The 24,562-nt window shown below is 72.2% G+C and carries 21 protein-coding genes and 1 pseudogene; 9 read left to right on the top strand and 13 right to left on the bottom strand.

Annotation, left to right across the window (positions count from 1 at the left end; all coding sequences use genetic code 11):
• Window positions 1–43: 43 nt before the first annotated feature.
• Together ACQEVU_RS50315 and ACQEVU_RS50310 are read right to left on the bottom strand one after the other, a co-directional pair.
• A complete protein-coding gene (locus ACQEVU_RS50315) occupies window positions 44–1,198 on the bottom strand; it encodes an IPT/TIG domain-containing protein (protein ID WP_433337524.1) in 1,155 nt (384 codons plus the stop codon).
• A gap of 149 nt (window positions 1,199–1,347) precedes the next feature.
• Entirely contained in the window at window positions 1,348–2,589 is a 1,242-nt protein-coding gene (locus ACQEVU_RS50310) for an LOG family protein (RefSeq protein ID WP_433337522.1), read from the bottom strand.
• A gap of 200 nt (window positions 2,590–2,789) precedes the next feature.
• Between ACQEVU_RS50310 and ACQEVU_RS50305 the strand changes: the two genes are divergently transcribed.
• A complete protein-coding gene (locus ACQEVU_RS50305; protein WP_433337520.1) occupies window positions 2,790–3,203 on the top strand; it encodes a DUF3151 domain-containing protein in 414 nt (137 codons plus the stop codon).
• A 7-nt stretch (window positions 3,204–3,210) separates the two neighbouring features.
• Here ACQEVU_RS50305 and ACQEVU_RS50300 read toward each other — a convergent pair.
• Window positions 3,211–4,611: pseudogene (locus ACQEVU_RS50300) on the bottom strand (chromosome partitioning protein); the annotation flags it as partial.
• 1,059 nt (window positions 4,612–5,670) lie between these two features.
• Window positions 5,671–6,546: a diacylglycerol kinase family protein gene (locus ACQEVU_RS50295; protein WP_433337518.1), complete on the bottom strand. Its 876-nt coding sequence runs from the start codon at window positions 6,544–6,546 to the stop codon at window positions 5,671–5,673.
• An 83-nt stretch (window positions 6,547–6,629) separates the two neighbouring features.
• Here ACQEVU_RS50295 and ACQEVU_RS50290 point away from each other — a divergent pair, with 83 nt between their 5' ends.
• The 4 genes from ACQEVU_RS50290 to ACQEVU_RS50275 are packed head-to-tail and all read left to right on the top strand — an operon-like array spanning window position 6,630 to window position 10,643.
• A complete protein-coding gene (locus ACQEVU_RS50290) occupies window positions 6,630–7,916 on the top strand; it encodes an adenylosuccinate synthase (protein ID WP_433337516.1) in 1,287 nt (428 codons plus the stop codon).
• A gap of 9 nt (window positions 7,917–7,925) precedes the next feature.
• Window positions 7,926–9,173 carry a phosphoribosylamine--glycine ligase gene (gene purD, locus ACQEVU_RS50285; protein WP_433337515.1) on the top strand — a complete coding sequence of 416 codons (1,248 nt, stop codon included), beginning with the start codon at window positions 7,926–7,928 and terminating at the stop codon, window positions 9,171–9,173.
• A 58-nt stretch (window positions 9,174–9,231) separates the two neighbouring features.
• Window positions 9,232–9,738, top strand: coding sequence for a SigE family RNA polymerase sigma factor (locus tag ACQEVU_RS50280; RefSeq protein ID WP_433337513.1), 507 nt, complete (start codon window positions 9,232–9,234; stop codon window positions 9,736–9,738).
• Window positions 9,729–10,643 carry a hypothetical protein gene (locus ACQEVU_RS50275; RefSeq protein ID WP_433337511.1) on the top strand — a complete coding sequence of 305 codons (915 nt, stop codon included), beginning with the start codon at window positions 9,729–9,731 and terminating at the stop codon, window positions 10,641–10,643. The genes ACQEVU_RS50280 and ACQEVU_RS50275 overlap by 10 nt, the downstream gene beginning before the upstream one ends.
• A gap of 15 nt (window positions 10,644–10,658) precedes the next feature.
• Here the strand turns inward: ACQEVU_RS50275 and ACQEVU_RS50270 are convergent, their stop codons facing one another.
• From ACQEVU_RS50270 to ACQEVU_RS50255, 4 genes are all read right to left on the bottom strand, one after another.
• Window positions 10,659–11,915, bottom strand: coding sequence for a hemolysin family protein (locus ACQEVU_RS50270; protein WP_433337509.1), 1,257 nt, complete (start codon window positions 11,913–11,915; stop codon window positions 10,659–10,661).
• Between the two features lie 120 nt (window positions 11,916–12,035).
• The gene (locus ACQEVU_RS50265) at window positions 12,036–13,595 is read right to left on the bottom strand and encodes an AMP-binding protein (RefSeq protein ID WP_433337507.1); all 1,560 of its coding nucleotides are present in this window, start codon (window positions 13,593–13,595) and stop codon (window positions 12,036–12,038) included.
• A gap of 70 nt (window positions 13,596–13,665) precedes the next feature.
• Entirely contained in the window at window positions 13,666–14,880 is a 1,215-nt protein-coding gene (locus tag ACQEVU_RS50260) for an acyl-CoA dehydrogenase family protein (protein ID WP_433337505.1), read from the bottom strand.
• A 3-nt stretch (window positions 14,881–14,883) separates the two neighbouring features.
• Window positions 14,884–15,339: an SCP2 sterol-binding domain-containing protein gene (locus ACQEVU_RS50255; protein WP_433337503.1), complete on the bottom strand. Its 456-nt coding sequence runs from the start codon at window positions 15,337–15,339 to the stop codon at window positions 14,884–14,886.
• Window positions 15,340–15,500: 161 nt separating this feature from the next.
• Between ACQEVU_RS50255 and ACQEVU_RS50250 the strand changes: the two genes are divergently transcribed.
• Window positions 15,501–16,082: a TetR/AcrR family transcriptional regulator gene (locus ACQEVU_RS50250; protein ID WP_433339718.1), complete on the top strand. Its 582-nt coding sequence runs from the start codon at window positions 15,501–15,503 to the stop codon at window positions 16,080–16,082.
• On the opposite strand, the gene ACQEVU_RS50245 is transcribed toward ACQEVU_RS50250, so the two are convergent.
• Together ACQEVU_RS50245 and ACQEVU_RS50240 are read right to left on the bottom strand one after the other, a co-directional pair.
• Entirely contained in the window at window positions 16,079–17,029 is a 951-nt protein-coding gene (locus tag ACQEVU_RS50245; protein ID WP_433337501.1) for a rhomboid family intramembrane serine protease, read from the bottom strand. The two genes, ACQEVU_RS50250 and ACQEVU_RS50245, sit on opposite strands and share 4 nt — an antisense overlap.
• A 67-nt stretch (window positions 17,030–17,096) precedes the next feature.
• The gene (locus ACQEVU_RS50240; RefSeq protein ID WP_433337499.1) at window positions 17,097–17,636 is read right to left on the bottom strand and encodes a peptidylprolyl isomerase; all 540 of its coding nucleotides are present in this window, start codon (window positions 17,634–17,636) and stop codon (window positions 17,097–17,099) included.
• Window positions 17,637–17,821: 185 nt separating this feature from the next.
• Between ACQEVU_RS50240 and ACQEVU_RS50235 the strand changes: the two genes are divergently transcribed.
• A complete protein-coding gene (locus tag ACQEVU_RS50235) occupies window positions 17,822–18,466 on the top strand; it encodes a hypothetical protein (RefSeq protein WP_433337497.1) in 645 nt (214 codons plus the stop codon).
• Between the two features lie 57 nt (window positions 18,467–18,523).
• Here ACQEVU_RS50235 and ACQEVU_RS50230 read toward each other — a convergent pair whose 3' ends face one another.
• From ACQEVU_RS50230 to ACQEVU_RS50220, 3 genes are all read right to left on the bottom strand, one after another.
• A complete protein-coding gene (locus ACQEVU_RS50230) occupies window positions 18,524–19,660 on the bottom strand; it encodes a magnesium and cobalt transport protein CorA (protein WP_433337495.1) in 1,137 nt (378 codons plus the stop codon).
• 276 nt (window positions 19,661–19,936) lie between these two features.
• Window positions 19,937–21,031, bottom strand: coding sequence for a PLP-dependent aminotransferase family protein (locus ACQEVU_RS50225; RefSeq protein WP_433337493.1), 1,095 nt, complete (start codon window positions 21,029–21,031; stop codon window positions 19,937–19,939).
• A gap of 147 nt (window positions 21,032–21,178) precedes the next feature.
• Window positions 21,179–21,565 carry a CBS domain-containing protein gene (locus tag ACQEVU_RS50220; protein WP_433337491.1) on the bottom strand — a complete coding sequence of 129 codons (387 nt, stop codon included), beginning with the start codon at window positions 21,563–21,565 and terminating at the stop codon, window positions 21,179–21,181.
• Window positions 21,566–21,680: 115 nt separating this feature from the next.
• Here ACQEVU_RS50220 and ACQEVU_RS50215 point away from each other — a divergent pair, with 115 nt between their 5' ends.
• Window positions 21,681–23,117, top strand: a complete 1,437-nt coding sequence (locus ACQEVU_RS50215; protein WP_433337489.1) for a GuaB1 family IMP dehydrogenase-related protein — start codon at window positions 21,681–21,683, stop codon at window positions 23,115–23,117.
• Between the two features lie 85 nt (window positions 23,118–23,202).
• On the top strand, window positions 23,203–24,558 hold the full coding sequence (locus tag ACQEVU_RS50210; RefSeq protein WP_433337487.1) for a hypothetical protein: 1,356 nt from the start codon (window positions 23,203–23,205) through the stop codon (window positions 24,556–24,558).
• The last annotated feature ends 4 nt before the right edge of the window (window positions 24,559–24,562 follow it).

Here is a 24,562-nt window from a genome sequence, read left to right as displayed (position 1 = left end):
CCGGCTGCTCCAGCCGGGCCGTTGTGCTGTTCGAGCACCGCGGCTACTCGCTCAGGAACGTGAAGTAGCTGCCCGGGGTGATCGGGCTGGGGACCGGGCTGGCCGGCACGGTGTTGTTCACGACGGTCACCGGACAGGGGCCGGCGAACTTGCCGGTGCCGAGGCCCGTGGGGTCGTCGGCGACGTCCGGCGTGGTGACGGTGAGCTTGGTGCCGGTGGTGTCGACGGCCGTCACGGTGGCGGCCTTGCCGCAGAAGTTGACCAGCCAGTCGCCGCTGGTGTAGTCCGCGAGCGTCTTGTCGAAGCCGGTCCCGGTGATCACGGTGCTGGTCTGCGCCTTGGTCTTGCCCGAGGTCACGCTGAGCGAGGTGACCGTGGGCGAGGCGACGATCGAGGCACCCGTGTCGGTGCTGGTGAACGTCTTGCTCACCCCGTTCTGGGTGACCGTCAGGCTCGAGTCGCTCGCCGACATGCCGGTGGCGGTCTTGAAGGTCAGGTAGTTGCCGGCGGCCGGCGCCGTGCTCGTCGAGGCCGGGATCTGGGCGTTGGTCGTGCCGTCGTACACCTTCACCTCCGTGCCGGCCTTGCCCCCGAACGTGACGCCGAGGGAGGCCGAGGAGCGCGGGTCGAACGCGAAGCTGGCGCCGGCCGAGACCCGCACGGTCTGCCCGCCGTTGGTGACGAACCGGCTGACCGGCGTCGTCAGGAGCGAGCTGTTCTCGGTGATGACCGCGTTGGTGGCGGCGATCGACGGCGCGGCGACGAAGAACACGCCCTTGGCCGTGGCCGACGGGGTCTTCGTCAGCGTGTTGCTGCCGGCGAAGTTGATGACGATCGGCTCGCCGTTCGGGTTCGCCGTGGTGTCCGTAGCCGCACAACCCCCGGTCGGCGTCTTGACGGCGATCGTCGTGGCGCTGGTGACGATGTAGCTCACGAGGCCGGCGCAGGCCGGGTCGGAGCCGAGGTCGACGCTGGTGACGAACGCCTCGGACAGCGGCTGCCCGGTGACGGTCAGCAGGATCACCTGCTTCGCGGTCGCGGCGGCGAGCTTGCCGGACGTCGGCGAGGTGATGGCGATGGTGCCGGTGAGCGCGTCGGCGTACGCCACGTGCGGCAGCCCGGCGACGATCGTGGCCGTGGCGGCGCCGGCGCCGAGGCCGAGGGCGACGGCTCGTTTTCGCCAGAGTTGGTGAAGCATCTGGGTGCGGTCCTCTCTGGTGCGGTGCGGCGGTGGTCCCCGCAGTCGCGACAAGTGACGACCCAAAGTAACAGTGAAGTAACCCAGAGTATTGGCGAAATGCGCTCAGCTATCCGGACGGAATCTCGCGGCTCCGCCCGCGGCCCGGTTCAGGCGCTCGTGAGCAGCTCGGCGGCCTCGGCGACGTCGTCGGTGATGTGCAGCAGGTGGCGCAGGTCGCCGCCCGGCGACGAGGCCAGCAGCGGCTCGAGCAGGCCCCGCACCGGCAGGCGCTCGGTCCAGTGCTCGACGTCGAGGAACACGAACGGGCCGCTCACGCCGTCGCTCGCGTAGAACGTCTTCGTCGCCGCCTGGAAGACCTCCTGCACGGTGCCGGCCATCCCGGGCGCGAACACGATGCCGCCGCGGGACAGGCGCAGGATGGTGTCCTCGCGGATGGCGTTGGAGAAGTACTTCGCGATCTTCGCGGCGAACAGGTTGGCCGGCTCGTGGCCGTAGAGCCAGGTCGGAATGGCCAGGCCGCCGCGCTTGGCCCAGGTGACCGGGTCGATCTCCGTCTGCTCGGGCTCGTCCGCGTGGTCGCCGATCACCGCCGAGTCGGGCGTCGGTGGCACGGGCCGGCCGAAGCGCTCGCGCACGGCGAGGGCGGCCGACGTGTATGGCCCGTGGTCGTGGAAGTCGGGCGCGGCGGCCAGCGCGTCGATCGCCTCGCGCAGCGTCTCGATCGGGTGCTCGGCCAGGAACGCGCCGAGGTTGGCCGCCTCCATGACGCCGGGCCCGCCGCCGGTCACGACCAGCCGGTCGGCGCGGGCCAGGCGCCACGCCAGCTCGGCGGCGTTTCGGTACTCCACCGCGCCCCGCAGCGCCGCGTGCCCGCCCATGATGCCGATCGCCGCCGCCGGCCCGCGCGCGGCGATCCAGCCGGCCGTCACGTTGGCCAGGGCGTTGTCGATGCCGGAGTCGTGCATCCGCTGCGCGACCGCCTCCCGGATCTCCGGCGTCGCCCCGCCCGTGGCCCGGAAGTGCCGGTACACGATGGTGTCGAACATGCCGTCGAACCCGTCGGAGGCGAACCCGGCGGCGAGGTCCTCCGGCCCGTACAGCTGCGAGGGGTGCGTCGGGTAGGGGATCCCCGCGAACTCGGGCACCACGACCGCGCGGCGCAGCAGCAGGTCGACGACGTGGTCGAGGACCGCGAAGTGACAGCCGATGAAGAGCGAGTCGGTGACGTCCACGGCGGACAGGTCGACGGCGGTGAGGTCGAGGCCCTGCACGATCTTCCCGGCCAGGGTGCCCTGGCTCAGATGAAAACGCAGCTCCTCGAAGGACTCGATCTCGTCCGGCGAGTGGTCGTGGAGCGCGACGACGTCCGGCGGCGGCGGAGTAGGCACGCCACGTATCCTGCCAAACCCTCACAAAGGGCGATGGCCCGACCGAAGATCGAGCCATCGCTGACCGGTTCCTGGGGAGGCTCCGGACTTCCATTTGTAGTACGGCGGCCACCCGCGCATAACCTCCGTGCGCGGGACGCGGGCTCAACCGTTCAGTCGAGCCTTCTTCGCTGCAAATTCGACTCTGGTGTAATTGCGACATGCAGAACCTGCTGCCCGAGCCCGCGCCCACGCGGCTGCCCGCCGACCCGAACGCCGCCGAGCTGCTGGCGAAGGCCGACACCGAGGACGCGGTCAAGGCCGTCGCCGCGGCGTTTCCGGCGTACAGCGCCGCCTGGGCCCGCCTGGCCGAGCTCGCGCTGGCCGAGGGCGAGCCCGTGACGGCGTACGCCTACGCCCGCACCGGCTACCACCGCGGCCTCGACCAGCTGCGCCGCAGCGGCTGGCGCGGCGCCGGCCCGGTCCCGTGGGCCCACGAGCCCAACCAGGGCTTCCTGCGGGCGCTGCACGCGCTCGGCGTCGCGGCCGGGGCGATCGGCGAGGCCGACGAGGCCGAGCGCTGCGCCACGTTCCTCAACGACAGCGACCCGGCCGCCACGCAGGCGCTCGCCTAGCCCTTCCTCAGAGCCCTTCCGACACGGCCGCGGCGACCTTCAGCCAGGCGTCGCGGCTGGCGGCGGAGAGTCCGGGGTACCGGATCGGCTCGCCCGAGTCGATGAACCGCTCGTAGGGCACGATCAGCACGGTCCGGGTCCGCGCCGCGAAGTGCCGGGTGATCGCCGGTACGTCGACGTGCCTGCGGCTCGGCGGCATCGACACGACGGTCACGGCCTGGCGCACGAGCCGCTGCCGCCCGTGCTGCTCGAGATGGTCGAGCATGCGCGAGGCCGTCTCGGCCGAGTCGTTGCGCGCGGACATCGTGACGACGAGCTGGTCGGTGGCGTCGATCGCCGCCTGCCAGTTCTCGGCGCGCACGTTGTTGCCGGTGTCGACGACGATGAGCTTGTAGAAGCGGCTGACGACGTCGCGGATCTCGCCGAACGCATCGGCCGTGAGCATCTCCCCGGCCGTGGCCGACTCGTCCGACGCCAGCACGTCGAACATGCCTTCCCCCTGCGCCCGCACGTACTGCGACAGGTCCCCGACGCGCCCCTGCGCCCCCTGGAAGTTGCCGAGGTCGTGCAGCAGGTCGCGCACGGTGCGGGTGTGGAAGTCCTGCTGGGCGCGCATGCCGAGGGTGCCCTGGGTTTCGTTGTTGTCCCAGGCCAGGACGTACCCGCCGCGCTTCTGCCCGAAGGTCATCGCCAGCAGCAGCACGGCCACGGTCTTGCCGGCGCCGCCCTTGGGGTTGACGACGGTCACCTGCCGCAGGCCGCCGAAGTTGCGGCGGACCATCTCGACTTCCTGCCGGAACTCCATCTCCCGCCGGCCCGGCGGCAGGGCGACGAGCCCCATGGTCCCCTTGGACAGCGCACCGCGCACGCCGCGGGAGGCGACGGGATCGACGGGCTTGGCCTGCCGCCGGCGCGCGAACTCGTCGGCGGTCGGCGTGATGCCGTCGTGCCAGTGGTCCTGCGGCATGGGCGGCAGCGGCGGGATGACAGCGCCCGGCGCGCCCTGCCCATTCGGCGGGTACGGCAGCCCGTCCGGCCCGTAGACCGGCTGCCCGGGCGGCGCCATGTAGGCCCCGGCGGGCGGATATCCCGGCTGTTCGCCCGGCGGCTGTGCGTGGGCCGGCGGCCCCTGGACGTCGCCCACGGGGGGCAGACCTGGTGCATCGACCGGCGGCATGGGCGGCACGCCGGGCGGCGGCCCGAACTGGTCACCGGGCGGCGGCCCGAACTGGTCACCGGGCGCCGGCCCGAGCGGGGCGCCGGGCGCCGGCCCGAGCGGGGCGCCGGACGACGGGATGGCGTCGGGCGGCGGACCGGCGGGCGAGTCGGCCGGATAAATCGGCATTTGTCCGGAATTGGGCGCTGGTGGCTGGAACGGCGTGACGGCGGGCGCGGGCGGTGGCACCGGCGCCCCGGGGCCGCCGAACTGAGAACCGGGCATAGCGGGCGCACCCGGAACCGGCCCGGGCATCGCACCCGGCGGCACCGAGCCGTGCGGAGGCATCGCACCCGACGGCGGTGCGTATCCAGGTGGTGGCACCGATCCGGCCGGAGGCGCGTACCCGGGCGGCGGCGGATACCCAGGCTGCGGCGCATATCCGGGCGGCGGCATGGACCCGGGTGGCGGTGCGTACCCACCGGGCGGCACGTTCCCGGGCGGCGGCATGGACCCGGGTGGCGGTGCGTAGCCACCGGGCGGCACGGGCCCGGGCGGAGGTGGCGCATAAGCAGGTGGCGGCATGTAGCCGGGCGGCGGCATGGACCCGGGTGGAGGCATGGCCCCGGGCGGCGGACCCATGGTTCCAGGCGGTGGAGGCATCGGCCCCGCGCCGGGCGGTGGCCCCGGAATCGGCGGCACGGGCGATCCGGGCGGCGGCAGCGTGGGCAACGGTGGCACCGGCGTAGGCCCGTGCACGTCCGAGTCGGTCATCGGCTGCGCACCCGGCGGCCCCGACACGGGCGGCCCAGACGAGGGCGGCGCGGAGAACGGGCTCGGCGGCGCGGACGAAGGCGGCGCGGACGAAGGCGGCCCGGAGACGGGATTGCGGGGCGACGGGAAGGCGGGCGCCTCACCGTAGGGCGAGCCGATGGGAATGCCGCCCGACATCGGGATCCCACCGCCGCCCGAAACCGGAAACGGACCGGCCCCGGGCACCGGGGTGCCGCCGGGGCCGCTGACGGGTTCGCCGCCGGCGGGGACGTGCGGCACCGGCCGGCCGTGCTGCGGGCCCGGCTCGTCGTCGGCGGCGGGCGCGTCGCGCACCGGCCAGGCCTGCGCCGGCTCGGAAACCGCGCCCGGCGGCTGTGACCAGGGTGAACCGGGCGGCGACGCGCGCTCCTCCCGCCGCCCGTCGATGTTCTCGTCCGGCGGCCAGACCATGTCGTTCACGCTGCCCTTCCCCTCCCCGCGATGCCTTACCACGGTAAGCGACAAGGTCGCCCCGCGGCACCTCGCGCGAGAGTGGCCCTATGGCACGTACACGGCCCAGGCTGCGCGTTCCATCCACCACGAGCGCTTGCGGGTCAGGGTGCCCTCGACGCCGTCGTCGACGAAGGGGACCTCGACCCGCGGGGAGATGGCCACGGCCCGGCCGTGGGCGCGGCGGACCTGGATCTCGACCCTCGGGCGGCGGAACAGGCCGCGGGACGCCACCGGGACCGCCACCGCGACGTCGAGCACGCCGTCCTCCATCGACGGGGCGGTGACCAGCGGCAGTCCGTCGACCGTGGCGTAGCGCGACGCGTTGGCCACGACCGACATGAGGACGGGCTCGGTGCCGTCGGCCAGGACGGCGTCGTCGACCTCGACGCGGGCCAGGTACGTGCTCGCCGTGCCGGCGGCGTCCACGCCGCCCAGGAGGGCGCCGTCCAGGGTGACCGAGCCGCCGTCGTTGCGCAGCAGGTCCAGGCGGCGCGCGTTGCCACCCAGGACCGCGGCCGCCACGTCGGCCGGCTTGCGCGGCAGGCCGAGGCGGGTGGCCAGGTCGGTCGCGTCGGGGCCCAGCGGGAGGACGCCGATCGGCGGGAGGTCGGGGATGGTGCGGTCCTCGGCGATGGTGTCCGGGCGCTTGCTCGGCGCCGGGGCGTACATCCGGACGAGCCGGCGCATCACGGCCCGCAGCTGGGCGTCGGCGGCCGTGGCGACGATCACGCGGGACTCCGGCAGCGCCCGCAGGGCCTCGTCGATCTCGGCGTCGTCGTGCGCGACCACGGTCCGGACCTCGGCACCCGCCGTGCGCAGGGCGTCGCGGCAGGCGAGAATGGGAGTACGGGTGCCGCACGCGCCGCCGTCGCAGCCGCACTGCGAGTCTTCACCGAGCGTGAGCAGCACGATGTCGACCACCGTTGTCAGCCTGCCTTTCCGAAGGTTGTTAGCCTGGCACCCTGGGCGAACGCGGGTCGCCCGACCTTGGAGGGCGAGCAGACATGCCAGCGATCGTGCTCATCGGCGCACAGTGGGGCGACGAGGGCAAGGGCAAGGTTACCGACATGATTGGCGGCGACGTCGACTACGTCGTGCGCTACTCGGGCGGCAATAACGCGGGTCACACCGTGGTGACGCCCGACGGACAGAAGTTCGCCCTGCATCTCATGCCGTCCGGGGCGCTGTGGCCCAACGCGGCGATCGTGATCGGCAACGGGGTGGTCATCGACCCCAAGGTGCTGCTCACCGAGATCGATGGGCTGGCCGAGCGCGGCGTCGATGTGTCCCGCCTGATGATATCGGGTGACGCGCACCTCATCATGCCGCACCACCGGGCGCTGGACCGGGTGGTCGAGCGCTATCTCGGCTCGTCGCGCATCGGCACGACCGGGCGGGGCATCGGGCCGGCCTACGGCGACAAGGTCTCCCGGATGGGCATCCGCGTCCAGGACCTGCTCGACCCGGGCATCCTGCGCAAGAAGCTCGAGATCGTGCTGCGCGAGCGCAACCAGGTGCTCTTCAAGGTGTACAACCGCAAGGAGATCGACGTCGACGCGGTGGTCGAGGAGTACCTCACCTACGCCGAGCGGATCCGCCCCTACATCACCGACACCCGCCAGGAGCTGTGGCGGGGCCTGGAGCAGGGACGCACGGTGCTGCTCGAGGGCGCGCAGGCCACCATGCTCGACATGGACCACGGCACGTATCCGTTCGTGACGTCGTCCAACCCGACCGTCGGCGGCGCCTGCGTCGGGGCGGGCATCCCGCCGATGGCGATCACGCAGGTCATCGGCGTGACCAAGGCCTACACCACGCGGGTGGGGTCGGGGCCGTTCCCGACCGAGCTGTTCGACGAGAACGGCGTGCACCTGCGCAAGATCGGCCGGGAGTACGGCACGACCACCGGGCGCGAGCGGCGCACCGGGTGGTACGACGCCGTCGTCGCCCGCTACGCGACCCGCCTCAACGGAATCACCGACCTGGTCGTGACCAAGCTCGACGTGCTGTCCGGGCTGGAGAAGGTGCCGATCTGCGTCGCCTACGAGGTCGACGGCAAGCGCACCGACGAGATGCCGATGACGCAGACCGACTTCCACCACGCCACGCCGGTGTACGAGGAGCTGCCCGGCTGGTGGGAGGACATCTCCGAGGCCCGCTCGTTCGAGGACCTGCCGGTCAACGCCCGGCGCTACATCGAGCGCATCGAGGAGCTCGCCGGCACCCGCGTGTCCATCGTGGGAGTGGGACCGGGCCGGGACGAAAACGTGGTCCGGCACGCCCTGATCTAGGCTGCTTCAGTGCGCGTACTTCTCATCGGTACCGGCGGTCGCGAGCACGCGATCGCCGCCGCCCTGGCCGCCGACCCGGCCGTGACCGCCCTCATCTGTGCGCCCGGCAACCCGGGCATGGCCGCGCTGGGGACGCTCGCCGACGTCGACCCGGTCGACCCGGGCGCGGTCGCCGCGCTGGCCGTGGAGCTGGGCGCCGACCTGGTCGTGGTCGGGCCGGAGGCGCCGCTGGTGGCCGGGGTCGCCGATGCGGTGCGCGCGAAGGGAATCCCGTGCTTCGGGCCGTCGCAGGCGGCGGCCCAGCTCGAGGGCTCGAAGGCGTTCGCCAAGGACGTGATGCGCGCCGCCGGCGTGCCGACCGCGCGCTCGTTCGTGTGCACCACGCCCGACGAGGTGGCGGCGGCGCTGGACGAGTTCGGGCCGCCGTACGTGGTCAAGGACGACGGGCTGGCCGCCGGCAAGGGCGTCGTGGTGACCGAGGACCGCGCCGAGGCGCTCGCCCACGGGGCCGCCTGCGGGCGGGTCGTCGTCGAGGAGTACCTGGCCGGGCCCGAGGTGTCGCTGTTCGTGGTGACCGACGGCGTGTCCGCGGTACCGCTGCAGCCCGCCCAGGATTTCAAGCGCATCTTCGACGGCGATCAGGGGCCGAACACCGGCGGCATGGGCGCCTACTCGCCGCTGCCCTGGGCCCCGCCGGACCTCGTCGAGGAGGTCATGGCGCGCGTGGTCCAGCCGACGCTGGCCGAGATGCGCCGGCGGGACGCGCAGTTCAACGGCACGCTGTACGTCGGCCTCGCCCTCACCGCCGACGGCCCGAAGGTCATCGAGTTCAACTGCCGCTTCGGCGACCCCGAGACCCAGGCCGTCCTGGCCCGGCTCGAGACCCCGCTGGCCGGCGTCCTGCACGCCGCCGCGGTCGGCCGGCTCGCCGAGGACCCGCCGCTCGCGTGGCGCTCCGGCGCCGCCGTCTGCGTGGTCATGGCCAGCGCCGGCTACCCGGCCTCGGCGAGCCGGGGCGACGTGATCACCGGCGCCGACGACGTCCCCGGCGTGCTGCACGCCGGCACCGCCCGCCGCGCCGACGGGGCGCTGGTCACCGCCGGCGGCCGGGTGCTCACGTGCACCGCGCTCGGCGAAACGCTGGCCGAGGCCCGCGACGCCGCCTACGAGCTGGTGCGCGGGATCGCCTTCGACGGCGCGCAGTTCCGCACCGACATCGCCCGCGCCGCCATCGACGGAAATATCTCCGTACCGTAGGCAACCCGGGCGTCGCACGGCTCCGTTTTCCCGGTGTACCCACGGGGAGGGGCCATGGATGTCCGATGACCAGTCTTATCGCGAGTACGTCGCGGGCAACCTCGACCGCTGGCGCCGCACGGCGTTCCTGCTGTGCGGCGACTGGCACACGGCCGACGACCTGACGTCGACGGTCCTGGTCAAGCTCTTCCGCCACTGGAAGCGGGCGGAGCAGTTCGAGAACCGCGACGCGTACGTGCGGCGCATGCTCATGCGGGCGTGGCTCGACGAGCGGCGCCGGCCGTGGCACCGCCGCGAGACGGCCACCGACGTGGTGCCCGACGCCGTGCGCTCGGAGGCCACCGAGGCCGCCGACACGGACCGGCGCCTGTCCGTGCTCTCCCTCCTGGGTGGGCTGCCGCCCCGCCGCCGGGCCGTGCTGGTCCTGCGGTACTTCTGCGACCTCTCCGTCGAGGAGGTCGCCGAGGCCATGGGCTGCAGCGAAGGAACCGTCAAGAGCCAGACGGCCCGGGCGCTGGAGTCGCTGCGGGCCCACCTGGGCGAGGAGGAACCGCTGTGGACCTGATCCAGGCCATGCAGGCCGCGACCGAAGACCCACCACCGTCGATGATCGACGTCGACGAGCTCATCACCCGCGAGCGCCGCCGCAGCCGCAACATCGACCGGACGCTCGGCGCCGCCATCGTCGCCGGGCTCGTGCTCAGCGCGCTGGCCGTGACCCGCTACGGCAACGACACGAGCACGGGTGAGGGCCCACCACCCGCCGTGGTCGCCGCCCCGCAGACGGCCGCGACGCCGGGCGTGCAGGTCTCGCGGCCGCCCATCGGCCCGGGCGCCGGCCCGAACGTGGGGGTGTCCAACCCGGACGACCTGCTGCCGCCCTGCCAGATCCCGAACATCCCCGTGCCGTCGGGCCCGCCGCGCACGCCGAGCCCGCCGCCGAAGACGCCGGGGGTGAAGCCCTGCGAGGTTCTGGTGCCGCGACTGACGAACGTGCTCGACAAGGCCGTGCGCCGGGAGCTGAAGAACATTCAGGTGACGAACCTCGACGGCACCCCGCTGCCGCCGACGGTGCGGCGCAACTGGAACACCTCCGACCTGTACCGGGCCATGCTCGCGGTCGGCACCGACGGCGGCTACCTGCAGATCGAGATCATGCCGTCGCCGTCGCGCAACCCCGCCACGATGTGCCTCGACGGGGACACGCTGCCGTCGGGGAACAAGTGTCGCTCCGACGAGCTCATCTGCCCCCCGACGGGGTCGAGTGAATCGTGCACCGTGACCAAGATCGACGGGGTGACCGTGCAGGTCTACGAGCGCAGCGCATCGGCGGGCCACATCGGCGGCTTCAGCGTGTACGCCATCCACCCGGACGGCACTGAGGTGCAGCTCGGCACGAATGCCACGTCGCCCGTGACCAAGGAGCAGCTGGTCGGCATCGCCGTGGACAAGGCGATCTCGATCTACTGACGCGTCACGCCGCGGTCACCGCCGGTCCGTCCGGGTCGCGGTGACCGCGGTGATGGCGCGGCCGCGCACCTGGGCCACGGTGAAGCGCCAGTCCTGCACCGCGACCGTGTCACCCGGGCCGGACGGCAGCCGGCCGAGCCGGGCCAGCACCAGGCCCGCGACCGTGGTGAACGGGGCGTCCGGGGCCAGTTCCAGGCCGATGCGCACCTCCGGCAGGTCGTGGACGGGGAACGTGCCGGGCAGCAGCACGCTGCCGTCGGCGTTCTGCTTCACCGGCGGCCCGGTCATCGACCCGAACACCTCCTCGACCACGTCGGCGAGGGTGACGATGCCGTCGACCGCCCCGCGCTCGTCGATGACCAGCGCGAGCTCCTGCCGCTCGGCCTTGAACCGCTGCAGGGCGCCGGCCAGCGCCAGCGACTCCGGCACCAGCAGCGCCGGGCGCATCACGTCCCGCACCGTGCCGCCGGGCGCCCTCACGAGATCCGCCCAGTGCACGATCCCGGCCGCGCTGTCGAGGTCGCCGCTGTCCACGACGGGCGCCCGGGCGTGGCCGGTCGCGGCGAGCGCGGCGGCGGCCTCCGCGACGGGCGCGGTCGAGGGAAGAGCAAAGACCAGCGGCCGCGGTACCAGCACAGTCCGCACGGTCCGCTCCGCGATCTCGACGGCGCCGGAGATGATCTCGCGCTGCTGGCGGGTGAAGGCCGGCTGCGCGGCGACCAGCTCCCGCAGCTCCTCCGGCCCGATCTCGTCGCGCCGCCGGTGCGGGTCGGCCCCGGCCGCGCGCACGACCAGGTCGCTCGCCGCCGACAGCACCCAGTTGGCCGGGCGCAGCAGCGCGGAGAGCAGCCGCAGCGGCCGGGCGGCGAGCATGGCCCAGCCCTCGGCGCGCTGCATGGCGATCCGCTTGGGCGCGAGCTCGCCGATGACCAGCGTGACGAAGGTGAGGATCAGGGTGACCAGCACGACCGCGACCGGGCCGGCCGCGGCGCCGAGAAAGTCCAGCATCGGCGCGACCGGCTCGCTCAGCGACACCGCCGCCGTGGCCGAGGCCAGGAACCCGGCCAGGGTGATGCCGATCTGGATGGTGGACAGAAAGCGGTTCGGGTCGCGGGCGAGGCGGGCCAGGGCGCGGCCGGCGCCGTCGCGCTTCTCCATGCGGCGCAGCTGACCCTCGCGCAGGGAGACGAGGGCCATCTCGCTGCCGGCGAACGCCGCATTGGTCAGGGTGAGGAAGAGGACGAGCGTGAGTTCGAACCAGACGTTGTCCATCGGACGAACCAGGCTAGCGGCCCTTCCTGGGAAGGAACTGACCGTGTACGGGTGCCCGCGCGAGCGGGCATGGGGTGCGGCGTGGAACCCCCCGCCGCGCCCGCGCGGAGCGCGCGCCAGCTAACGCCCGCCGGCAAAGAGCTGACCGCGGACGACCTTTCCTGTCGCATTGCGCGGCAGGGCCGTCACAAAGTACACATCCCGGGGAACCGAGAAGCGGGCCAGGCGGTGGCGTACGTACTCGCGCACCGCGTCCGCGTCGACCTGCTCGCCCGGGTGCAGCGCGATCCAGGCGGCCAGCCGCTGCCCGAACTCCCGGTCCGCCACTCCGGCCACGGCGACCTCGCGCACCTGGGGCAGCTCGGCGATGACGTCCTCGACGGAGGCCGGGTAGACGTTCTCGCCGCCCGAGATCACCATGTCGTCCTCGCGGCCGTCGACGAACAGCAGCCCCTCGGGCGAGAGGTGGCCGACGTCCCCGGTCGCGATGAGGTCGCCGTGGTACTCCCGGCCCGTGCCGTTGGTGTAGCCCTCGAAGAGCATGTCGTTGCCGACGAAGATCCGCCCGACGGTCCCCGGCGGCAGGGCGGCGCCGGTCTGCGACAGGATCGCCACGCGGGTGCCGTGCGGCGGGCGGCCGGCCGTGCCCGGGGCCGCGCGCAGCTCCTTCGGGACGGCGATCGAGGCCCACGACGCCTCCGTCGAGCCGTACAGGTTGTAGAGCACGTCGCCGTACACATCCATGAAGCGCGTGGCCAGCGGCCCGGTCAGCGCGGAGCCCGAGACCGCGACCACCCGCAGCGTCGGCGCGGCGACGGCGCCGGGGGCCTCGAGCATCCGTTGGAGCATCACCGGTACGGCGAACAGGGACGTGCACCCATGCGCGTTGACGGCGGCCAGGGTGCTCGCCGGCGTGAACCGGCGGGTCAGCACGATCGTGCCGCGCAGCGCCAGGCACAGCTGCAGCGCGGCCAGGCCCCAGGTGTGGAACAGCGGAGCGGCGACGAACATGCGCTCGCCCGCGTTGAGCGGGATGCGCGAGACGACGGTGGCCAGCGGGCCGAGCCCGGCCGGGTTCCTGCGCCGGGCGCCCTTCGGGGCCCCGGTGGTGCCGCTGGTCAGCACCACGATCGAGCCGGGCGTCGCCGGCGGGTCGAGGTCGCTCGAGGGCGAGCGCAGGATGAGCCCGTCGATGCGGTCGGTGGACAGCCGTGGGAGGTTCGGCGGCACGGCGGCCAGCATGCCCAGGAACGTGTCGTCGTGCAGCAGCAGCGAGAGGTTCTGGTCGTGGACGACCGCCTCGATCTGCGCGTTGCCGAGGCCGGTGTTGACGAGGACGGCCTGTGCGCCCAGCGCCACGACCGCCATCAGCGACTCGATCATGGCGGCGGAGTTCTCGCACAGCAGCCCGACCCGGTCGCCCGGTCGCACGTCGTGCCCGGCCCGCAGCGCGTTGGCCAGCCGGCGCACGCGCAGGTCGAGCTCGCCGTAGGTGACGGTGCGGTGCTCGTCGTGGATCGCCACGCGCTGCGGGTCGCGGGCGGCGGCCGAGCGCATCTCGCCGTACACCCCGAAGCCCCAGCGGCGCAGGGCGTTGAGCTGGCGGGCGATGCGGGCCGGGCCGGCGGGGTTGAGGACCCTGCGGCGGGCGAGCGTGCGGAGTACGAATCCGGCGTCCATGGCGAGAGGACTCCTCGGTGGAAAGCGGTCGGCCGTGCCGGGCGTTCCGGCACGGCCGCCTCGCGGGTTTTCAGCGGATGTAGGTCCCGGAGATCGCGCGGGAGACCACCAGGCGCTGGATCTCGCTGGTGCCCTCGAAGATCGTGTAGATCTTGGCGTCTCGGTACCACCGCTCGACGGGGTGCTCACGCAGGAAGCCGGCGCCCCCCAGGATCTGCACGGCCTTCTCGGTGACCGCCACGGCCACCTCGCCGGCCTTGAGCTTGCTCATCGAGCCCTCGCCGGCCTCGAACGGGCGGTTGTTGCGCCCCATCCACGCGGCGCGCCACACGAGCAGGCGGGCGGCGTCGATCTCCATGCGCATGTCGGCCAGGGCGAACGCGATGGCCTGGTTCTCGATGATCGGGCGGCCGAACTGCACGCGGCCCTTGGCGTAGTCCAGCGCATACTCGTACGCCGCCCGGGCCACCCCGAGCGCCTGCGCCCCGACGGCCGGCCGGGACAGCTCGAACGTGCGCATCGCGGCCTGCCCCTGCGCCTTGCGGCCCTCGCGGGCGCGGGCGAGCCGCTCGTCGAGCGCCTCCTTGCCGCCGAGCAGGCACGCGCCGGGCACCCGCACGTCGTCGAGGAACACGTCGGCGGTGTGCGAGGCGCGCAGACCGAGCTTCTTGAGCTTCTTCGCGCCGTTGAGACCGGGGGTGCCGGGCGGCACGATGAACGCGGCCTGGCCGCGCGAGCCCAGCTCCGGCTCGATGCTGGCGGTCACGACGTGGACGTCGGCGATGCCGCCGTTGGTCGCGTAGGCCTTCTGGCCCGACAGCACCCACTCGTCGGCCGCCTCGTCGTAGCGGGCGCGGGTGCGCATCGAGGCGACGTCGGAGCCGGCCTCGGGCTCGGTGGTGCAGAAGGCGGCCACCTTGGGGTCGGCGGCGTCTCCGAAGCACTGCGGGACCCACTCGACCATCTGGTCGGGGGTGCCGCTGCCGTAGATGGCGGCGACGGCGAGGCTGGTGCCGAAGATGGCCATGCCGATGCCGGCGTCGCCCCAGAACAGCTCCTCGTTGGCGAGGCACAGCGAGAGGCCGGACGGGTCGGCCCAGCAGTTGGCGAGGAACTCGAAGCCGTACAGCCCGATCTTCGCCGCCTCCTGGATCACCGGCCAGGGGGTCTCCTCGCGGGCGTCCCACTCCGCGGCGGCGGGGCGCACGACCTCGGCCGCGAAGCCGTGCACCCAGTCGCGGAGGTCCCGCTGCTCCTCGTTCAGGTCGAGCGAGAACTCGGGCATGGCTCAGGCCTTAGGGATGTCGAACAGGTTGGCGATGTTCGCGGCGAGGGCCAGGTCGCCCTTGGCCTTGAGCTTGCCGGTCATGAACATCATCATGGGGTTGCCGACGCCGGAGACGACCTTGAGGAAGTCGACCGGGCCGAGGGTGATCGAGAGCTTGGGGTCCTGATCGGGGCTCGGCGACAGCACGCACGTGCCGTTGGCGATGACCAGCTCGTAGGAGTCGGTGCCGCCGTCCGGTGCGCCGGTGACGTTCCAGTGGATGATCGCGTTGGTCGAGCCGGCGCGGTCGGCCCGGAACAGCTCGGGGAACCGGGCGAAGATCGTGTCCAGGATGGTCTTGCGCTGCGGGCTGTTCATGATCTCGGCCAGCTGGGAGTCCGGCGCGTTCTTCACCAGTTGCGCGAACTGCTTCGGGTCGATGTTGTTGAAGTCGCCCAGGTCGGCAAGATCGGACATGATGTGGCCCCTTCTGAAAGCGTTGTTGGCGCTCGCTGCGCTCGTGCGCTCCCACCAAGCGAGAGCCGTCGGCTATAAGCTACTCGTGCGTAACCTTACGCACGAGTAGGTAAGGTGGCAAGGTGCTGAAACGGCTTCCCCGAGTCGTCCGCGAGCGGCAGATGCTTGACGCGGCGGTCAAGGTCTTCTCCAACCGCGGGTTCCACGCGGCGTCGATGGACGAGATCGCGGAGGTCGCCGGCATTTCCAAGCCGATGGTGTACGCCTACCTCGGCACGAAGGAAGAGCTCTTCCTGGCCTGTCTCCAGCGCGAGGCCACCCACCTGATGGAGGCCGTCGCCGCCGGGGTGCGCCCCACCGCCCGCCCCGACGAGCAGCTCTGGAACGGGCTGCGGGCGTTCTTCGCCTTCGTCGGCGCGCACCGCGACGGCTGGCGGGTGCTCTACCGGCAGGCCCGCAGCGAGCCGCACTTCGCCGGCGAGCTCGCCGGCATGCGGGCCCGGATCGTCGAGGTGGTGGCCGGCCTGCTCGAGGACGCCTGCGCCCAGGGGGAGGCGCGCATACCGTCGCGCCCCGACGACTTCCTCGCGATGGCCTACGCCTACGTCGGGGCGGCCGAGTCGCTCGCCGACTGGCTGGCCGACCACGAGGAGGAGGACCCCGAGCAGACCGCCACCCGGATGATGAACTTCGTCTGGGTGGGCGCCGACGCGCTGCTGCAGGGCCGGGTCTGGCGGCCCTAGCCGGGCTGGCCGATCGCGGGCACGGCGGACAGTCCGGCGGCGAAGCCGATCCCGAGCAGGACCAGGGTGCCGACGATGGTGGCGGCCTGCAGCGCGGTGCGGTGTTTCTGGGGGGCGTAGGCGAATCCGGCCGCCACGATCGCGCCCGTGATCAGGCCGCCGATGTGCGCCTGCCAGGAGATGTAGCTGGAGAAGCCGAACGTGATGACCAGGTTGAAGATCAGCACCGGCAGCACCGAGGCGATGCTCAGCCGCAGCCGGCGCAGCACCATGATGAGCGCGCCGAAGAGCCCGAAGATCGCGCCGGAGGCGCCGGCCGAGGGCGTGTTGGGCGCGCCGAGGCCGAAGGCGAGCACGCTGCCGCCGAGCCCGCACAGCAGGTAGAGGGCGAGGAACCGCCAGCGGCCCAGCGCCGCCTCGAGCGGCCGGCCGATGACCCACAGCGCCCACATGTTCATGACCAGGTGCAGGATGCCGAAGTGCAGAAACATCGAGGTGACCAGGCGATACCACTCGCCGTCGGCCACGCTCGGGCCGGCGATGCGGATGTGCGTGTCGACGTTGCCGTGGAAGCCGGTGAAGTAGGGCACCAGGGCGCCCCACTCGTGCAGCGGGGTCACGTTGCCGAGCAGCCCGCCGAGGCCCCCGCCGGCCATTCCGCGGGTCGCGTTGCTGCCCGCGCTGATGATCGTGGCGATGAAGGCCAGCACGTTGATCACGATGAGCGTGATCGTCACCGTGCCCGCGGCGCCCGCGCGGGTGCCGCCGAACGCCGTGCGGACCTGGCGCTGCGTCTTGGCCCCCGAGCGGACGCAGTCCGGGCACTGGAAGCCGACCGATGCCTCGTTCATGCACTTGGGGCAGATCGGCCGGTCGCACCGGGTGCACCGGACATACGTCTCGCTGTCGGGGTGCCGGTAGCAGACGGGGGCCGGCGGCTGAGTCATGCGGACAAGGTTAGCCAGTCGCGATCGAGACCCAGCGCCGCGGATCTATGGAGCCGATCGGCGTGTTTCAGCCGACCCGCTCGACGTCCACGCGCTCGATGACCACGTCCTCGACCGGGCGGTCCATCCGGCCCGTCCGGGTGGAGGCGATCTGGTCGACGACCTTGCGAGAGTCGTCGTCGGCGACCTCGCCGAAGATCGTGTGCTTGCCGTTGAGGTGCGGCGTCGGCCCGACGGTGATGAAGAACTGCGAGCCGTTGGTGCCCTGCCCGAAGCGGACGCCGGCGTTGGCCATGGCGAGCAGGTAGGGCCGGTTGAAGGCGAGCTCCGGGTGGATCTCGTCGTTGAAGTTGTAGCCCGGGCCGCCCGTGCCGGTGCCGGTCGGGTCGCCGCCCTGGATCATGAAGCCCGAGATGACGCGGTGGAAGATGACGCCGTCGTAGTACGGGCCCTTGCCGGCCTCGCCCGTGCGCGGGTCGGTGTAGTCCCTGGTGCCCTCGGCGAGCTCCACGAAGTTCTTCACCGTCTTCGGCGCGTGGTTGGGGAACAGCTCAATCCGGATGGGCCCGAAGTTGGTGTGCAGCGTCGCGAACAGTTGCTCGGCCACCAGTTCTCCCTTTCCTTGGTGACATTCCGTCATCACCGTATCCGACGGGGATTCTGCCGGATCCGGGTGTACGGGCCGCTGGTTCGTTGCAGGATGACCGGAGCGGACCTGCTCCTGAGGTTCTCCCTGGTCGGATCGGGGTAACCGGGGATGGACGGGTTTACGCGCCTCGGGAGGTGGAGCAAGTGTTTCGACGTCGTCAGGTGCAGTCGCACAGCCGGCTCATGCGGGACGAGCTCGGTGAAAGCCTGGATCACCTGCGGATGGCCGCGGCGCACGCCGCCGATGGCGCCTCGGGCGCCCTGGCGCCGCGCGTCGATGCCGCCCGTAAGGCCATGAAGCCCAGGCTGGAGAGCGGCATGAACCGCGCCTCCGGCGGCCTGGACACGGTCATGGTCATCGCTCGGGAGCGCTCGCGGGAGGCCGGCCGCAAGGCCGAGAAGATGGGGCGCAAGGGCAAGAACGCGGCGAAGATGATGAAGAAGAGCGAGTCCCGGTCGTCGCGGCGCTGGCCGATGGCGATCGGCGGGCTGCTGATGGCGGGCGTCGTGGTGGGGGCCGCGAGCTCCATGCTGCGCCGCCGCCGTGACCAGCAGGCGTGGGACGAGTACGGCTCGACCCGCACCACCGCGGACAGCGGCTCGATGCTCGGCGCGGCGAAGTCCACGATGGACGCCGGCGTCGACAAGGCGAAGACGATGGGGGAGGCCGCGAAGGACCGGGCCTCCGACCTGATCGGCCACAAGGGCAACAGCGGCGGGCCGGGGGGCACCGGGGAGTACGACAAGCACCCGATGCCGCACGGCGTGTCGAAGAACGGCCGCTCCTAGCGCGCCATATCACGTAGGCGGGCCGTCCCCGGCCACGGGGGACGGCCCACCTATGTGTCACAGCCAGCCGCTCTTGCGGAAGCCCCAGAACAGCGCGGCCGAGCCGCCGACCATGAGCGTCATGACGCCGGGATAGCCGAAGACCCAGTGGGTCTCCGGCATGTAGTCGAAGTTCATGCCGTAGATCCCGGCGATCGAGGTGACGAGGGCGGCGATGGCGGCCCAGGCGGCGATCTTGCGCATGTCGTTGTTCTGGTCGACGCTCACCTGCGCCAGCCGCGCGGCGAGCACCGAGTTGATGACGTCGTCGAGGTACAGCACCTGCTCGGAAGCCCGCGCGAGGTTGTCGCCGACATCGCGGAAATACCGCCGGATCTCCTCCGGCACCTCGGGCAGGTGCCCGGTCGCCAGCGCCGAGATCGGCCGCTGCAGCGGCAGCACCGTCCGCTTGAACTCCATCAGCTCCCGATTGAGCTGGTAGATGCGCTGGATGCGGTCGTGGGCGCGCCGCTTGCCCCGCTGCGGCGTGAACACCTGGTCCTCGACCGCGTCGATGTCCTCCTCGATCTGCGTCGCCACGTCCACCATCGCGTCGACCACGCTGTCGGCCACCGCGTAGGCGACCGCCCACGGGCCGCGGGCCAGCACCTCCGGGCGCCGCTCGAGGCCGGAGCGGACGGGGGCGAGCCGGGTCGCGTCGCCGTGGCGGACGGTGATGATGAAGTGCTCGCCGATGAACATCAGCACGTCGCCGGTCTCGACCACCTCGCTGGTGTCGGTCAGCTCGTCGTGCTCGACGTAGCGGGCCGTGCGCATGGTGAGGAGGATCATTTCGCCGTACCGCTCGACCTTGGGCCGCTGCCGCGACTGGACCGCGTCCTCGACGGCCAGCTCGTGCAGCTCGAAGGTCTCGGCGATCGCCGCCATCTCGGCCGCCCGCGGCTCCTTCAGCCCGATCCACACGAACCCGCGGCGGCGCTGCGCGGTGTGCAGGGCCTCGGCGTAGTGGGGCTCACCGGGCTGGCGCTCGCCGTCGATGTACAGCGCGCAGTCCACGATCGCGCTCTGCTCCGGCGGCCGGATCGCCGACTTGGCGTGCGGAGCGTTGTTGTTGAGCATCCGCGACATCGCCCGCACCGGTCTCGACAGCGCGCGCTGCAGGGGACGGGCGTAGGGCTGCTCTTCGTCGGCCATCTCGACCTCCTTGGGTGATGAGGTCGGCCCCGCCCGGCGCCGGGCGGCCCGGGGGGAGGGCCGCACGCAAAAAGTTGGCACCGGGCGGACCGACCGCAGGTGGGGGGTGGGGGCGCGGTCGGCCCACCCGGTGCCGTTGGGGGGCGGGGGGTGATGCCTGCAGCGCGATTCGCAAAGCGCGCCGGGCTGGATTTTGATCCATCCGTTACCGCCTGCGGAACCACTCCCACCATCACGGTTTGGTTTCAGGTTGCTCCGAATGTTGCCCGGCGTTACTCAGCCGGCCTTGCGAACCGCCTCAATCGCGGCCGCCAGGCGCTGCACGCCCTCGTCGACCTGGTCGGTGAGCACCGCCGAGAACGCCAGGCGCACGGAGTGCCGGCCGCCCTCGAGCAGGAAGTCGCTGCCCTTGACCACGGCCACGCCGAAGTCCTTGGCCGCCACCTTCTCCAGCTCGGTGGTGTCGATGTCTTCGGGCAGCTCCACCCACAGGAAGTAGCCGCCGTCGGGCTCGACGAACGTGGCGTCCGGGATGTGCTTGCGCAGCCCCTCGGCCAGCAGCCGGGCCCGCTCGCCCAGCGTCGCCGACACCGTGGCGATCGAGCGGTCGATGTCGCCGCTCACGCAGAACTGGTGGGTGATGGCCTCGGCGACCATGCTCGGCGAGATGTACACCGTGGTCGCGTGCTTCGCGATCCCGGCGATCGTCTCCTTCGGGCCGACGAGGTAGCCGACCCGCAGGCCGGGCGCGATCGTCTTGGTGAAGGAGCTCGCGTGCACGACGACCCCGGTGGTGTCCTGCGAGAGCATGCTGGGCAGCTTCTCGCCCCGCCAGCGGATGTCCGCGTACGGGTCGTCCTCGAAGATCGTGAAGCCGTACTCCTGCGCCAGCGCGACCAGCGCCGTGCGCTTCTCGGCCGACAGCGTGACGCCGGCCGGGTTCTGGAAGTTCGGGATGATGTGCGCGAGCTTCGGGCGCACGCCGCTCTCCAGCAGCGCGCGCAGCTCCTCGACGTCCAGGCCGTCGGCCTGCACCGTCACGGGGTGGACGGTCGCGCCGAGGTTGCGCAGGTTCAGCAGCGTCCGGTCGTACGTCGGCTTCTCCACGACCACCGCGTCGCCCGGCTTGACCAGGTGCTCGAACAGCAGGGCGTCGGCCTGCATCGAGCCGTTGGTCACGATCACCTGGTCGGCCTCGACCCCGTGCTTCGCGGCGATCCACGAGCGCAGCGGGAGGTAGCCGACGGACGTGCCGTAGGCGGTGATGCCGGCCGGGTCGGCCTCGAAGGCGCGCACGGCGGCGGCCTTGAGCCCGTCGACGTCGATGATGTCGAGACTGGGCGCGCCACGGGCGAAGGAAATCAGCTGCATGGTGGCAGCCTACGCACGCCCGCGGCCGCCGTTCAGCCGAGTTCCGGGCCCTCCACCTGGGTGGATGGGCGCTCTTGCGGGTGATTTTCCGGCGGTCCGCCGCCGCGGACGGCGATTCGCCTTCCGGACGTCAGTTCCGGCGGATGATCACGCCAGGATCGATGTCTGGACCCAGACGCGAATGATGTCGCGCACAGATATGACGCCGAGCACATCGTCGCCGTCGAGCACGACCAGGTGACGGAAGCCGCCGCGGACCATGGCCGCCGCCGCCTCCTCGATCGTCCACATCGGGCCGGCGTAGACGACCTCCCACGTGATGTGGTCGGCGGTGCGCTCCGCGTCCGGGTCGAGACCGGTGCCGAGGGCGTTGAGGATGTCCCGCTCGGTGATGATGCCGACGCCGGCGCCGTCGGGATCGACGACGATCGCGGAGCCGACCTTGCGCCGTGACATGAGCTGCGCGGCCTGGCGCAGCGTGTGGTCCGGGCCGAGCTGGACCACTTCCGTGGACATGGCTTCGTGAACCTGCATGGCACATCAACTCCTTGCTTCCTTGCAAGGCACAGTAAGAACAATCGTCCCTGCCGGAGGCCGAACTCTCAAGACCTGCTCACCCGCGGGTGCGGTCGCGATACAGTTGCGCAACGTGCGGTTTCTCAACGACCAGACGCCCGGGCACGAACTCACCTACGACGATGTCTTCATGGTGCCGAGCCGCTCGGCGGTGGAGTCCCGGCTGCAGGTGGACCTGACGACCCACGACGGCAGCGGCACCACGATCCCGATCGTCGTGGCCAACATGACCGCCGTCGCCGGCCGGCGGATGGCCGAGACCGTGGCCCGCCGCGGCGGGCTGGCGATCATCCCGCAGGACATCCCGATCGACGTCGTCGCCGAGGCGATCTCCTGGGTGAAGCGCCGCCACCTGGTCTTCGACACCCCGATCACCCTGGGGCCGACCGAGACCGTCTCCCTGGCGCTCGACCTGCTGCCGAAGCGGGCCCACGGCGCGGTGATCGTGGTCGAGGACGGCCGCCCGGTCGGCGTGGTGACCGAGGGTGACTGTGCCGACGTCGACCGGTTCTCCCAGCTCGGCAGCATCATGTCGCGCCGGCTGCTCACGCTGCCCGACGACGCCACGCCCGAGGAGGCATTCAACCGCCTGGCCGCCGGCCACCACCGCCTGGCGCCGGTGATCGACTCGGCCGGCCGGCTCGTCGGCATCCTGACCCGCAACGCCGCGCTGCGGGCCACGCTCTACAAGCCGGCCGTCGACGCCGACAACCAGCTGCGCATCGGCGCCGCGATCGGCATCACCGGCGACGCGGCCGGGCGCGCCGACAAGCTCTTCGCCGCCGGCGTCGACGTGCTCGTCGTCGACACCGCGCACGGCCACCAGGAGCGCATGCTCAACACGCTGCGCGCGGTGCGGGCGCTCGGCCCGTCCGTCCCGGTGGTCGCCGGCAATGTGGTCACCCGCCAGGGCACCGCCGACCTGCTGGCCGCCGGCGCCGACATCGTCAAGGTCGGCGTGGGCCCGGGGGCGATGTGCACCACCCGGATGATGACCGGCGTCGGCCGGCCGCAGTTCTCCGCCGTGCTCGAGTGCGCGGCCGAGGCGCGCCGCATCGGCGGGCACGTGTGGGCCGACGGCGGGGTCCGCCACCCGCGCGACGTCGCCCTGGCGCTGGCCGCCGGCGCGTCCAACGTCATGATCGGTTCCTGGCTCGCCGGCACCCACGAGTCGCCCGGCGACCCGCGCCGCGACCCCGACGGGCGGCTCTACAAGGAGAACTTCGGCATGGCGTCGGCCCGCGCGGTGAGCCGCCGCACGGCCGACGACACCGCCTACGAGCGGGCCCGCAAGGCGCTGTTCGAGGAGGGCATCTCCACCTCGCGGATGTACCTCGACCCGCGCCGCCCCGGCGTGGAGGACATCCTCGATGCGATCGTGGCCGGCGTGCGCAGCGCGTGCACCTACGCCGGCGCCGCCGACCTGGCCGAGTTCGCCGACCGGGCGACCGTGGGAGTGCAGAGCGCGGCGGGCTATGCGGAGGGCAAACCCCTTGATGTGAGCTGGTGATATCCCCTCGGCAGTCGGATAGCCCCGTCACTCCCGGTTCACGTAAGGTGCGTGTCGTGAAGCCAGCTCGCGACCTTATCGGCTTGTGACCGCACGGCCGTTGCTGCGCCGCCTGAAGGGGTTGGGCGGCGTCTCCCGCTTCGTGGGTGCGGGCCTGCTCGACCAGGTGGTCATCGCCGCCGCCAACTCGGCGAACACGCTCCTCGGCGGCATCGTCCTGCCCCCGGCGCGCTTCGGCGAGCTGGCGCTGGCGCTCGCCGTCGGCTACTTCGCGATGTACCTCAACCGCGCGATCGTCGGCGACGTGCTGCTGGCGCTCGCGTCGCGCTACGACGGCGAGCCCCGGATCCGGCTGGCCCGCAACGGCCTCACCACGGCGCTGTGCTCCGGCCTCGTCACCACCGTCGTGTTCGTGCTGATCTGGGCGTTCTGGCCCTACAGCGGGGACCTCGACCTGGACGAGCTCATCTGGCTGGCGCCCTTCATGGTGCCGATCATGCTGCACGACACGGCCCGCTGCGACTACCTCGCCGACCGCCGCCCCAACAAGGCGCTCGGCATCGACCTCGTCTGGGCCGGCGCCCAGGCGGTCCTGGTCGTGGTGATGATCGCCACGCACTCCTCCAGCCCCGGCGGCTTCCTCGCCGTGTGGGGGCTCGGCGGCACCGCGGGCGCCCTGGTGTACCTGACCCGGGAGCGCCGCCTGCCGTGGGCCGGCAGCCCACGGGCCTGGCTGTCCGAGACCCGGCACCTGTCGAGCTGGTTCACCGTCACCGCGATCGTCGCGCAGGTGCAGGTGCTGGCGATCAGCGTGGTCGTCGCCGGCAGGCTGTCCAAGATCGAGCTGGGTCAGCTGCGCTTCGTGCAGACGGTCCAGCTGTCCCCGATCCAGAACCTGATCACCGCGATCACCAGCCTGCTCGTGCCGCGGGCCTCCCGCCACGCCGCGGCCGCGGCCGCGCCCGGCCCGGAGGGCGCCGAGGCCGCCGTGGCGCTGCGCCGCCAGACCCGGATGCTCGCCATCGCGTTCGCGGTTCTGGGCTCGCTGATGGTCCTGATCGTCTGGCCGGTCGTGTCGTTCGTGCTCGTGCACACGCACAAGTTCGCCGGGGCCGCGCCGCTCGCGCTGCCGATCGCCCTGCAGGGCGCGGTCTACCTGCTGCAGGTGCCGTTCACGGCGGCGATGCGGGGCATGCACCGGGCGCGGATGCTCTTCGTGCAGTACGTCGTCTTCGCCGTCGTCTCGATCGGCGGCCTGACCACGGGCGCCTCCTGGGGCGGCCTGCACGGCGCCGCGTGGGGCCTGCTCACCGGCTCGACCGCCGGCCTGATCTGCATGGTCGTCCTCTACGTCTACGCCCTGAAGTGGGTCGGGCCGCCGGCCGGCGCCGCGGCCACGGTCGCCCCGGCCGCACCGAAGCCCAGCGGGGCGCCCGTCTGATGAC

Source organism: Dactylosporangium sp. CA-139066 (genome assembly GCF_050936175.1).
Classification (GTDB): domain Bacteria; phylum Actinomycetota; class Actinomycetes; order Mycobacteriales; family Micromonosporaceae; genus Dactylosporangium.
Note: the sequence above shows the minus strand (reverse complement) of the source record. Positions and strands in the feature narration are given on the sequence as shown.

Bases quoted from the DNA above. Each gene is read 5' to 3' on its own strand.
- ACQEVU_RS50315 (WP_433337524.1), bottom strand. From the start codon at position 1,198: ATGCTTCACCAACTCTGGCGAAAACGAGCCGTCGCCCTCGGCCTCGGC.
- ACQEVU_RS50305 (WP_433337520.1), top strand. From the start codon at position 2,790: ATGCAGAACCTGCTGCCCGAGCCCGCGCCCACGCGGCTGCCCGCCGAC.
- ACQEVU_RS50290 (WP_433337516.1), top strand. From the start codon at position 6,630: ATGCCAGCGATCGTGCTCATCGGCGCACAGTGGGGCGACGAGGGCAAG.
- ACQEVU_RS50280 (WP_433337513.1), top strand. From the start codon at position 9,232: ATGTCCGATGACCAGTCTTATCGCGAGTACGTCGCGGGCAACCTCGAC.
- ACQEVU_RS50270 (WP_433337509.1), bottom strand. From the start codon at position 11,915: ATGGACAACGTCTGGTTCGAACTCACGCTCGTCCTCTTCCTCACCCTG.
- ACQEVU_RS50265 (WP_433337507.1), bottom strand. From the start codon at position 13,595: ATGGACGCCGGATTCGTACTCCGCACGCTCGCCCGCCGCAGGGTCCTC.
- ACQEVU_RS50260 (WP_433337505.1), bottom strand. From the start codon at position 14,880: ATGCCCGAGTTCTCGCTCGACCTGAACGAGGAGCAGCGGGACCTCCGC.
- ACQEVU_RS50255 (WP_433337503.1), bottom strand. From the start codon at position 15,339: ATGTCCGATCTTGCCGACCTGGGCGACTTCAACAACATCGACCCGAAG.
- ACQEVU_RS50250 (WP_433339718.1), top strand. From the start codon at position 15,501: ATGCTTGACGCGGCGGTCAAGGTCTTCTCCAACCGCGGGTTCCACGCG.
- ACQEVU_RS50245 (WP_433337501.1), bottom strand. From the start codon at position 17,029: ATGACTCAGCCGCCGGCCCCCGTCTGCTACCGGCACCCCGACAGCGAG.
- ACQEVU_RS50230 (WP_433337495.1), bottom strand. From the start codon at position 19,660: ATGGCCGACGAAGAGCAGCCCTACGCCCGTCCCCTGCAGCGCGCGCTG.
- ACQEVU_RS50225 (WP_433337493.1), bottom strand. From the start codon at position 21,031: ATGCAGCTGATTTCCTTCGCCCGTGGCGCGCCCAGTCTCGACATCATC.
- ACQEVU_RS50220 (WP_433337491.1), bottom strand. From the start codon at position 21,565: ATGCAGGTTCACGAAGCCATGTCCACGGAAGTGGTCCAGCTCGGCCCG.